Here is an 11,448-nt window from a genome sequence, read left to right as displayed (position 1 = left end):
GCCCCAATCCTCTGCATGGGGGATGGGGCTCTGTGAGCGGGCTGACTGATTTACAGCCCGCTCTTTTTTTGGTGGTGATGCCGCTGGGATTTCATGGCTGAATTCAGTTTTTTCGCCGTTTATATATTACAACCAGAAGAGTCACAGCAAGCATGGCAGCAAGAATCACCAATATCACACTCCAAATCGAGCTTGTTCTTCTATCCTTATGCACGATGGACGTTTCCGAAGCTTTTTTTTCATGACTTGTATCTGCTATCGGCTTATACCCTTCTCCAAGAGCGGCCAATTCTGCCTGTGCGGAGCCCAGCTCCTTTGTCCCTTCACACAGACCGGTCTTGAGCTGATCATAAGGTCCATAAGCAAAAACGATATATTCTTCATCAACCTCGAATCCTTCATAACCGCAGCTGTCTGAACTTGTTGCAGTGTATACGGTGGCTTCTGTACCTAGCTCTCCTTTCCACACATTCATAACTTCAAATTGTGCTGAGACCGGTTCTGCGGAAGACATAATCATTCCTTGGTTCGGTCGACTAAGACTGATCAGCTTTCCTGTAAAAATTGCCGTCTTCCGACTCAACTGTTTTTCCATGCTGACAGGGCTAGCACAAGAGCAGGCATGAGCTGTTGAGGGCATTACAGAATGAGCAAGACCAAGCAGGATTAAAAAACTTAGAAGGCATATTGTTAATTTGTTTCTCATTCAGATCACCCCGCGATCTAATCTTCATTTTGTTGGATTAGACGCTGTGATAAAATCAATAGTTCCATCAATCTTTTTCACGTAAAAAGCCTAAATCTAAAAGTTTCTCTTAATCGTTACTCTTCCGCCTTAAGATCGTGTATCTGAATCACTATGATAAGGATATTGCCGAATAAATTGTTCCCAGCTTTGAACAAGATTATCTGAGGCCCATTTTAAATAATTGGTGTCTGTGTAACCCCGGTAGGCACATTCCACACACAAAATTAAATCAAGGTACACATCATACAGCGCACGCCGCTTATGTTCCGCCTCAGTAACAACATCCCTGCCATACCCTACACGAAAATCTGTAACTTCATTTTTATGATTAAAATGGTACTCCATCAGCGGATCTCCCCAAAAAGCACGTTCAAAATCAATCAAGCCTGAAATTTTGTTACTTTCAATCATCACATTCCCGTCCCATAAATCCCAGATGATAAGCCGGGGCTCTGTCACTTCATCCAATGCGTCGGCAAGTCTGTACATCGCTGCACGCATTTCGGTGCCAGGAACAGGCAGTTGCACTCCGCGCTCTTCCGCGTCGGCAAAATGATCATCCAGCATTAGAAAAAAAGCTTCACGCCAAGTTGATTTTCTTCTCTCCTCTTGTGCGTAATAGCCAAATCCATCTCCCTTGATTTCATTCATCTCACGATTGTATGCGCCCAGCTGCTGATAAATCTCCGTTAATGTGCTCTCCGAGAGTTCATTTTTGATCTTGTTCAAAGACTGCCCCGGAATATAGCTCATCAGAAAATACTCAGACTCGATTATGCTTTTTGTAGCATCATGATAAATGACCCGTGGCGCAATGGGGAATCCTGAAGATTCCAACAGCCGCAGCACCTCAACCTCCGCACGCATCAAGTTACGCTCGTAACGCATGAAGGAGTCCGTGCTTGCTGCGATCTTCGCTACGACCTTCGTATCATCCTCCAGGGTGATGAGATAAGCTGAATTTGCCCAGCCTTCAGTAAGCTCCTCTGCCAGCTTAAGCTTTCCGGTATTCGGAAAAGTAACTGAACATATCCTTTCAATCTCCGTACGATTCAACTTCAGTTTAGTAGTGCTTTCCATAGTGACAGCCCATCTCCTTATTGTTATGTATAAGTATTGAGTGCGCTTTCTTTCTACCTATCTAATTATGTACTATAGCGATTACAGGACAGAGAATAAAGGATTTCTGACGCCGCCCCTTCCGGGAATAAGCTGTTTTTGAGATGAGAACGACTTTTGGCTTTTGCTTGGACCACTGCTTCTTCGACCTACCCGCGTCCAAGCAAAAACAACCGGAGTGAGCAGCACAAAAACAGCGTTTCCCCTTCCGCCCAAAGTGCCCTCCATGCGCAACATTCAAACAACGTTTCCCCTTCCGCCAAAGTAAGCACACGCGCAACATCTAACAGCGTTCCCCCTTCCGCCCAAAGTACCCTACATGCGCAACAGCCCTTCACTCTCAGACTGGTTGCTCACCTAGGAGAGCAACCACGTCCCCCTCCTCCACACCCCAGAGGAGATGAGGATTTCTGACGCTGCCCTTCTCGGGAATAAGCTGTTTTTGAGATGAGAACGACTTTTGGCTTTTGCTTGGACCATTGCTTCCTCGACCTACCCGCGTCCAAGCAAAAACAACCGGAGTGAGCAGCACAAAAACAGCGTTTCCCCTCGCTCCAAAGCACCCTCCATGCGCAACATCTAACAGCGTTCCCCCTCGCTCCAAACTACCCACCACACGCAACAGCCCTTCACTCTCAGACTGGTTGCTCACCTAGGAGAGCAGCCATGTCCCCCTCCTCTACACCCTAGAGGAGATGAGGATTTCTGACGCTGCCCTTCTCGGGAATAAGCTGTTTTTGAGATGAGAACGACTTTTGGCTTTTGCTTGGACCATTGCTTCCTCGACCTACCCGCGTCCAAGCAAAAACAACCGGAGTGAGCAGCACAAAAACAGCGTTTCCCCTTGCTCCAAAGTAACCTCCACGCGCAACATCTAACTGCGTTTCCCCTTGCTCCAAAGTAACCTCCACACGCAGAATCCTTCCACCTATGTATAACTCCAGTCAGCCCACGATCTCATCTCCTCTAACACAAACGGAAGCCCTCCTCTCTCATCCAATTCGGATGAGCGAAGAGGGCCATGACGAAAACGAAAGAACTCCGTGTCTTCGTCAGATTTTTAATTCTCCTAACTTGATCAATTCCACTACCGCTTGTGAACGACCCTTAACATTGAGTTTTTGCATGACATTAGAAATGTGGTTTCGGACTGTTTTCTCGCTGATAAAGAGAAGTCCTGCAATGTCGCGTGTCGTTTTGTCCTGCACCAGAAGCTCGAATACTTCGCGTTCACGGTGGGTCAACAAAAATTTGCTCTTGTGGTCACCCTTCAATGTTTACCCCTCCTTGCCCGGGTTTGTATGGTGTAACAAGGTTAAGGGATACAGTCAAATCATCTTATGTAAAATCACCTATATTGGTTCAATCTGCGGAAAAAAATGGGCTAAAGATCAAACTTCAAGTACATGCTAGTAAGGCTGAGGAAATGTGTGGCGAACGGTTGATTTTGCTCTGTATTTTGATTAAGATGAAGTTATACAAAAATAATTTTCATTAAAATTAATATATTTGTGAAATTAATTTTCTAACAAGGCGGATGAGTTATGACGACAATACTTAATGCTCTCTCCAGAGAGCTCGATCAGCTTCCTTCCCAGGAGCGCCGGATTGCAGAAGTTATTTTGGCATCTCCCGCTGAGGTGACCGGGTTATCGATTAAGGAACTAGCTGAGAACAGCGGTACGAGTCCTGCAACGGTAACCCGTTTTTGCAAATCTCGTCATTTCAGAGGTTTTCCCGACTTTAAAATGAAGCTGGCAGCGGAAATTTCCCAGCCTACAGGGGTTACGGCTTATCAGGATATTGTCGCGGGAAATTCACTTACTACAATTATAGAAGCAATTGAGGCGAACCATCTCGCTTCCATTACGGATACTACCCGATTACTTGATCATGAACGCCTGGAGGATGCGATTAAGCTCTTATGCGGCGCTAGACGCATTGATCTGTACGGTGTAGCAACCTCATCCATTGTAACGCAGGACTTTTATCAGAAGCTGATCCGTATTGGCGTTTCCTGTACTGCTTTTTCCGATGGACATATGCAGGTCACTTCGGCCTCTTCATTGGGTGAGCAGGATGTTGCATTTGCCGTGTCCTATTCGGGTGAAACACAGGATACGATTGATGCACTCCGCTGTGCCAAAGAGAACGGAGCCCGCACCATCTCTCTGACCTCTTACGGACACAGTACACTGGCCTCTATTGCAGACATTCCCTTGTTCACCTCTTCGCTGGAACAAGGTATGCGCAGAGGAGACATGGCCTCTCGGATCGCACTCCTTCATGTGATCGACATTATTTTTACCGGCATGGTTAGTCACGACTTTGATCGGTTTGTCCCTAGATTGAATGTGTCCTATGAGCAAGTGCAGCGAACCAAACTAAGAAATGATGGGTGATCTCATATGAATATTTGGACTTTTGAACATGAACATGACTTGAATGCAACCGGTGCCGGCATTATTGCCGCTCTTCTGCAATCCAAGCGTAAGGCCGTATTGGGTCTGGCAACCGGCAGTTCCCCTGTCGGCATATATAAGGAGCTCATTCAAATGTACAGCAAAGGACTCGTCAGCTTTGCCCAAGCTTCATCCTTCAATCTTGATGAGTATGTAGGGCTTCCTGAGGATCACCCACAGAGCTACCGCAGCTTTATGAATGAGCAGCTGTTTAACCACATTGATATGAATATGAATCTCACTCATGTACCCAATGGGAATGCAACTGACTTGACGGCGGAATGCGCTCATTACGAACAGCTGGTCAATGATCACGGCCCTGTCGACATTCAACTGCTAGGCATAGGACATAACGGGCACATTGGATTTAATGAACCTGGAGCCAGCCTGACAAGCGGAACTCATGTCGTTGATCTCAAAGATGAAACCCGCAAGGCGAATGCCCGATTCTTTGATTCTCCGTCTGATGTACCTAAGCAGGCTATGACGATGGGCGTCGGCTCTATTCTCAAAGCGAAACAAATCCTTCTCGTTGCCCGCGGTGAAGACAAGGCAGAAATTATTCGTACAGCTCTGACCGGTCCTATCACAACAGAGTGCCCTGCATCCTTGCTTCAGTGCCATCCGAACGTTATTGTACTGTTAGACCGTGGTGCAGGGAGGCTGATGTAATTGCTTACTAAAATATACGGAAATGTTGTTACTAAGGACAGCGTAATTGAGGATGGTGTCGTTGTCATTGAAAATGATACTATCGTGTACGCAGGAACCCATGCAGCTCTACCTCATCGCTGGAACGAAGGGGACATAGAAACGTTCACAAGCGAGAATGGATATATTGTTCCCGGCTTCATTGATATCCACGTTCATGGCGGCGGTGGTGAGGACTTTATGAACTCAGATGAGAACGTACTCAATACAATAACGTCTTACCACGCTTCTCAAGGAACCACGACGATGCTTGCTACAACCATGACTGCACCTAAAGATTGGATCGAGAAGGTGCTCAGCGAAGTGAACAAATACCGTGCCAAAGAGATGCCTTACGCACAGCTTGCAGGAGTTCATCTTGAAGGCCCTTTTATTAGTTCAAAATGGCCCGGAGCACAAAATCCGGAGCATATCTCGTTACCGAATGTAGATTGGCTGATCTCTTGGGAACAGCAATATCCCGAACTCGTTCGGCAAGTAACGCTTGCTCCTGAACAACAAGGTGCGCATGAGGTAATCGCATGGCTCAAAGAAAAAGGAATTATTGCGGCATTGGGTCATACCGATGCAACTTATGAAGAAGTCGAAGCCGCTGTTGAAGCGGGACTCCACCATGCTGTTCATACCTTCAACGCGATGACACCTCTTCATCACCGCAAACCAGGGGTAGCCGGTGCTGTGCTCAGTGATGAACGGATCAGCGCCGAAATCATTGCAGACGGAATTCATGTCCATCCTGCCGCAGTCTCTCTTCTTGCTCAGTTAAAAAGCAGACTGCAGAAGCTGGTACTCATTACGGATGCCATTTCGGCAACAGGTCTTGAGGATGGAAATTACACCCTCGGTGACCTGCCGGTCATCGTTAAGGATGGTGTGGCTCGTTTAGAGGATGGAGTTACCCTAGCAGGCAGTACACTTACAATGATTCGCGGGTTCCGCTTCCTCGTGCAGGAGGCCGGGCTCAGTATTGTAGAAGCTTCGCAGGCAGCTAGTCATAATCCAGCCGAGCTTCTGGGCATATTGGATGCTACAGGTACTATTGATCAAGGGAAGCAGGCGGATCTGCTGCTGCTCGATGCCTCACTTGAGCTTAAACAGGTATGGATCAAAGGACGTGCTTTAAGCACGGACAGTAGATAATGAAGCAAAGCAAGGCGTTGTCCCTTAGAGCATCTCTCTGGAACAACGCCTTTTTTATATTCATTCCCCATAAGCTCTTCTATTCTGGATTAACGATTATTGTTGTTGTCAATCATGGTTCCGTTCGTCGGGAACAAACGATCCATCATGGTTTGAAATTAATCAATAAATCCGCTGATCGGTCTTCCCTCGGCTACATCGTTAACATAACCTTGAGCACGACCTACAAAGTCTGCATTAGCTGAGATGTAGACATTTTTCACACCTGGAGACATTTTTTTGATCTTCGCTGTGATCTTTTTCTTCATTTGATCAGATACTTCTTCTTCGGCCTGGTCATGATCATTCATTTTAGTATACGTTGTCGGACCTTTGGTATCATTCATTCGTACATTGTTCGGATTAAACAATCCGCCTGCTCCTCGAGGACCGTTCGCAGAATCTCCAAGCATGTTGCTCTGGGAATAATCATTGGTGAGTCCTGGAGCGATACCGCTTGTTGTATAAGGAGCTCTTGTCCCGGTCTTCACTCCCATGCTGCCGAGGTCCTTGCTCTTCATATTACGGTGATTGTGGTGTCTTGTGCTTTGCGGCTGGACCCCGTCTTTGAGCGATACCGCAACATAAGCGTTACGATCAGTAAGGAGAACATAAGCATTTCCCACTCCATCCATATCAGATATAGCCTGTGATAACTCATCGCTGTTTCTGAGATTATCGGTACGATGAACACTGTTCGCATTAATTCCGTACCGATTGTTATAATCGGCGTTGTTGTTACGCACATTATTGGTATTCAAATCATGATTATCCGTGTTCGTGCCACAGCCTGTTAGTCCAGACATGACAAGTAAAGCGGTGGATAAAGATAACGTGATTGCTTTTGTTTTGTTCATTCCTGGCATTCGTTCATCCTCCATTTCAAGTGTAGGTTAAGGTACTCCATTAAGGTGTACAAACGAGCTAACCTATATGCTGAAAGGATTTGGAACCAACGATGCGAGGGATGAGGATGTGCGCTGCTGTATTCACCCTTAAATGAGAATCATACAATAGCAGCGCTTCAGGAAAAAAAGGAGAACTGCCATCAGCGATCAAAGGAACAACGAGATGAACTAAAGATCAGAGTTCATTTCTATTGTTCATTCGAAAGGGCAATTCTCCGTGTTATAGTATTTAATCTGCTTTACTCCGTATCCGCATCATTTACTTCTGCATCGCTGCTCAGCAGCTCTTCTGCTCTATCCTCGACTTCTTGAATCGCATCTGACGCAAGAACATAACTAAGCGAATCCTCTGCTGTCTTGACGAAAATGACACCTGGCTCTGATGAATCCGTCCAGCCTTGATACACTCTGTTCGTACCGTCCTTGAATACAGCTGTCAATGTAAAAGCAATCTGAGCCTGATTGGCATCAAGCCGTTTGAGCACTTGATCTGTCGCCGTATTTTTCGTTAGATTCATTAAGGAATCTGCTCCAGCCAGCTCAACACTCTTCCCGTTCATGGTCCAGCTGTTCTCTTCATCAGTAGTACGCTTCAGCACCCATGTGGAATTTTCGCCTTCCCACTCCAGCGATGCCAGCTGGTCATTGTCCCATTCAAAAGGTGTGGTATCCATAAATTGAAGCGGAGTGAGCATCAGGCTTGAAACCTCGGCCTCACTGACAGCTGCCACCAGGCTTCCATCGATCTGTACATAATTATCTTCTCCTGTAGGCAACATATGACCAACGGCCAAGGTGAATTCAGTGCCATCCTGGGCTGTCATGACGATCCCATCTCCTGCAAGGTCAAGGCCATATTTCTCGATATCCGTTGGTTGATCCTCGATTACCTTCGTCATTTCAGCTGCACGGAGTGCTTCCAGCCAGTTGTCTACCGCATAGCTGTTCACGGGGTATGCTTCCGGCTGTGTCATGACCCAGCCATCCTGCTCTTTGGTCAACTGGACTTCTTCCCCTCCAGTAATAACACTGAATTTCTCGATTGCACTAGGATCAAAGGTACTGGTATCTATCAGCTTGCGCGCCGTCTCCGGTTCTTCCTTGAAATAGTTCTGGGAATGAGCGAAGATCCAGCCGCCTGCCAGAATAACCAGCAGCAACAGAGTAGGAATGAATTTCTTCATTATCTTCTCCGCCTCCACCATAATAGAATACCTGCTATAACAAATAACAGCGGGAATAAAATGACCGCAATAACAAAGATTCCGGAGCCTTGAGAAGGTGTCAGATATGCCAATTCATAGCCCGCCTGCTCTTTGGGTCTGATTGTAACACCGTTCTCCTTCTCAGCCAGGTAATTTACCGTGTTCAGAATAAAATCACGATTCCCGCCCGTTGAGAATTCGGAATCCTGAATAAATGTGGTTGCACCCAGAATAACTGCCTTTGGCTTGCCATCCTTTGTACTTATGGCATATCCCACATCTACAGGTCCCTGCAGATCGGCCTCCGCATCATTATCCGTATCGTTAACAAGAAGTCCTTCTACATTCGTCTCCCCATAACTGCTCTCCGAAGACTGCACAATCGGAGCGACCGTCCATTTGTCCTGCTCGGTGGCGCTGAGTCCAAGAGTCAGTGAAAACACAGGGGTTAAGTTATTCTCAATCAGCTTATCCGTAATGGGATGAGACTGAAATACCGGCATCGACCACAGCGGTCCCATCGACATCGACTGTTCCGGGTCGACCATTACCGCATGTTCGTTATGGACTCCGTATTGCTCAGCGAGCGCATCAATATTAGGCCAAGCGGTATTCATATTTTCATGAAAAGCCATCGTAAGCAGCAATTTCCCGCCATTGTCCATATATGATTGTATCTGCTTCATCTCTGAATCCGTCAAATCGTTTTGCGGTCCCAGAATGGCCAGTACATCCGTCCCTTCCGGCACAGCCTCTCCATCGGCAAGAGATATTTTTTCTGTCTCAACATTGCCTTGATTCAGGGATGACTGAAAGCTTGTTGCGAGAGACAAATCCAGCTCACCATGCCCCGTAAGAAGGGCCACTCGGTGCACCTCGTCCGAAGAGAGCGAATTCAGTGCCTGCGTCAGCTTCTCTTCCCCAGAGAATAGATAAGAGCCTTCTGTCTCACCGGAAGTGAAGAGATCAATCATAGGAACAACCTGCTGCTTGTCTCCTTGAACAAGTACAATAGAGCTTGCCGTAAGACCGTACTGCTGGGCCAGGATGGGCTCGTTCTCCAGATTGTAATGCTCCACTTTCAATTTATTATTTCGTTTACTGTATTCATCAACAATATCCTGCACTTCCCTGTTCAGCAGCTCATCACTGGAGGAATTCACGGTGAAGACCAGCATTCTAACGTCTTCTTCTACACCCTCTATAGCCTCCAAAGTTTGCTCAGACAATGTATTCTGCTTGTTCGCAGTCAGATCAAGCTGGAAGCCGCCTAATGAATTCAGGAACAACGTGAGCAATATAAAAATGCCGGTCACGGCAATGGATATAACGGCACTGTTCGTATGATTCAACCATTTCTTCATCTCTCTTACCTCCACCTTTTCCGCTCGACGCCTTGAATGCTGAACGTGAGGAATAAGGCTGTCAAAGTAAGATAGAAGATAACATCCGCTCCGCTTATGACACCCTTTGTGAAATTCATGAACCGGCTCGATAAAGAGAAGGGTTCAAGCCACGCTGTAATCGCCGCATTTCCACCGAAAGAATCCAGCATCCATAATACAAACAGAATAATAAAGCCGGCTACTGCCGAGACCATCTGATGCTGGGATAACGAGGAGGCAAACATTCCGATCGCCATCATCGCCGCACCGAGCAGGAAGAGCCCCAGCGCAGATACCCACACTGTCGTCTCATTGATATCTCCATAGAAGGACATCAGCAGCGGATAAGTAAGACTGCACAATATAAGAGCCAAGAGAATGACCAAGCTTGCCAAATACTTGCCGAACACAATCTCCATTACACTTGAAGGAGAAGTCATCAAGAGCTCATCTGTACCCTGCCGGAACTCCTCCGCGATCAGCCGCATGGTCAGGAGAGGGATAACATACAGCAGCAGTGACAGCGTATCCCCCAGAACAAGCCGATAATCGACGATGCTTGGCTGATAGTAGACAAAGCTCATAAAAAACAAAAAACTCGACAGCAAGACATACACTGCAAAGGCAAAATAGGTGGTTGGAGCGAGGAAATAGGACTGCAGCTCTTTGTAAAATATAGCGAGCATCCGTTTCATGAACCCTCACTTCCCCTCTGCGCTTCCAGCTCTTGTTCAGGTGCAGAGACAGGGAGTGAGCCATCCTCCCCGGAATTCACTTCTCCGGCTTCATCTGTCGTCAGCTTCTGGAATATCTCTTCAAGGGACTGATCCTGCTTCTTCAACTCGAGGATAGGAAGCTCCGATCTCGCCAATAAATAAAATAATTCTTCTCGATAATCATGATGAGCAGAGGCATTCAACTCTAATCGGACGAGGCCGTCCTCTTCCTGGTGTGAGCTCAGCTGCACCTTCTCCTCTAATCCCTCTCCCCAGGCTTGTATCAATGGGATGATCATGTTTGCGTCTCCCTTCACAGTGAGAGAAACGTGAAACGACTGATTCATTGTGCTGCCGATCGATGCAGGAGACCCATCCATCACCAGCTGTCCTTGATTAATGATCAGCACTCTGCTGCAAAGGGTGCTCACCTCGGGCAATATATGGGTACTAAGCAGTACGGTATGATTATCGCCGAGCTCTCTGATGAGATTACGAATTTCCATAATTTGATTAGGGTCAAGTCCTGATGTCGGTTCGTCGAGCACAAGCAAGTCCGGCTTATGTATAATGGCACCAGCCAGTCCTACTCTCTGCTTGTATCCTTTGGACAAGGTCCTGATGATCTGACGTTCTCGCCCAGCGAGTCCAAGTCTTGATAACATTTCGTCGACTCTCCGCGTTTGTTCTCTCGCTGGCACATCTCTCAGTTTAGCTACAAATTTCAAGTATGAAAGAATCGACATATCTGGATACAAGGGAGGCGTCTCGGGTAAATATCCGATTCGGGACCGGACTATCTTACCTTGCTCATGCACGGATTTACCATCGAGAAGCACTTTCCCTGCTGTCGGCCGTAAATACCCGGTAATCATACGCATGGTTGTCGTTTTACCAGCACCGTTTGGACCTAGAAAACCGACGATCTCACCCCGTTCCATCGAAAAGTCCATATGATGTACTCCCCTGTGGCTGTCGAACGTCTTGCTTACCTGATCTAACCTCAGCACTTTGG

Annotated in this window: 11 protein-coding genes; 3 read left to right on the top strand and 8 right to left on the bottom strand. The window is 46.9% G+C overall.

The genetic code is table 11. From position 1 onward, the window contains the following. Positions 1-103 precede the first annotated feature (103 nt). From ACFSVM_RS21200 to ACFSVM_RS21190, 3 genes are all read right to left on the bottom strand, one after another. Positions 104-583: a hypothetical protein gene (locus ACFSVM_RS21200; protein WP_379264418.1), complete on the bottom strand. Its 480-nt coding sequence runs from the start codon at positions 581-583 to the stop codon at positions 104-106. Positions 584-835: 252 nt separating this feature from the next. Beyond that, the gene (locus ACFSVM_RS21195; protein WP_379264416.1) at positions 836-1,828 is read right to left on the bottom strand and encodes a phosphotransferase family protein; all 993 of its coding nucleotides are present in this window, start codon (positions 1,826-1,828) and stop codon (positions 836-838) included. Positions 1,829-2,919: 1,091 nt separating this feature from the next. Then, complete coding sequence (locus tag ACFSVM_RS21190; protein WP_047913631.1) at positions 2,920-3,141, bottom strand: helix-turn-helix domain-containing protein; 222 nt, start codon at positions 3,139-3,141, stop codon at positions 2,920-2,922. Positions 3,142-3,411: 270 nt separating this feature from the next. On the opposite strand from ACFSVM_RS21190, the gene ACFSVM_RS21185 reads away from it, so the two are divergent. From ACFSVM_RS21185 to nagA, 3 genes are read left to right on the top strand one after another with little or no spacing between them, the layout of a single operon-like run. Further along, positions 3,412-4,269, top strand: coding sequence for a MurR/RpiR family transcriptional regulator (locus ACFSVM_RS21185; protein ID WP_379264414.1), 858 nt, complete (start codon positions 3,412-3,414; stop codon positions 4,267-4,269). Positions 4,270-4,275: 6 nt separating this feature from the next. Then, positions 4,276-5,001, top strand: coding sequence for a glucosamine-6-phosphate deaminase (nagB, locus tag ACFSVM_RS21180; protein ID WP_076315093.1), 726 nt, complete (start codon positions 4,276-4,278; stop codon positions 4,999-5,001). Continuing rightward, entirely contained in the window at positions 5,002-6,180 is a 1,179-nt protein-coding gene (nagA, locus tag ACFSVM_RS21175; RefSeq protein ID WP_076315092.1) for an N-acetylglucosamine-6-phosphate deacetylase, read from the top strand. Between the two features lie 158 nt (positions 6,181-6,338). On the opposite strand, the gene ACFSVM_RS21170 is transcribed toward nagA, so the two are convergent. The 5 genes from ACFSVM_RS21170 to ACFSVM_RS21150 all read right to left on the bottom strand — a co-directional run bounded on the left by ACFSVM_RS21170 (position 6,339) and on the right by ACFSVM_RS21150 (position 11,443). After that, a complete protein-coding gene (locus ACFSVM_RS21170) occupies positions 6,339-7,085 on the bottom strand; it encodes a YhcN/YlaJ family sporulation lipoprotein (protein ID WP_379264411.1) in 747 nt (248 codons plus the stop codon). Positions 7,086-7,366: 281 nt separating this feature from the next. Beyond that, positions 7,367-8,311 (bottom strand): DUF4340 domain-containing protein, encoded by a 945-nt coding sequence (locus ACFSVM_RS21165; protein WP_379264409.1) that lies wholly within the window; start codon positions 8,309-8,311, stop codon positions 7,367-7,369. Next, positions 8,311-9,696, bottom strand: a complete 1,386-nt coding sequence (locus tag ACFSVM_RS21160; protein WP_076315089.1) for a GldG family protein — start codon at positions 9,694-9,696, stop codon at positions 8,311-8,313. The genes ACFSVM_RS21165 and ACFSVM_RS21160 overlap by 1 nt, the downstream gene beginning before the upstream one ends. 5 nt (positions 9,697-9,701) lie before the next feature. Continuing rightward, positions 9,702-10,412: an ABC transporter permease subunit gene (locus tag ACFSVM_RS21155; protein WP_076315088.1), complete on the bottom strand. Its 711-nt coding sequence runs from the start codon at positions 10,410-10,412 to the stop codon at positions 9,702-9,704. Continuing rightward, positions 10,409-11,443: an ATP-binding cassette domain-containing protein gene (locus ACFSVM_RS21150; RefSeq protein ID WP_076315087.1), complete on the bottom strand. Its 1,035-nt coding sequence runs from the start codon at positions 11,441-11,443 to the stop codon at positions 10,409-10,411. The genes ACFSVM_RS21155 and ACFSVM_RS21150 overlap by 4 nt, the downstream gene beginning before the upstream one ends. Positions 11,444-11,448: the final 5 nt, after the last annotated feature.

Source organism: Paenibacillus shunpengii, assembly GCF_042684905.1.
In the GTDB taxonomy this organism is placed as follows: Bacteria; Bacillota; Bacilli; order Paenibacillales; family Paenibacillaceae; genus Paenibacillus; species Paenibacillus shunpengii.
Note: the sequence above shows the minus strand (reverse complement) of the source record. Positions and strands in the feature narration are given on the sequence as shown.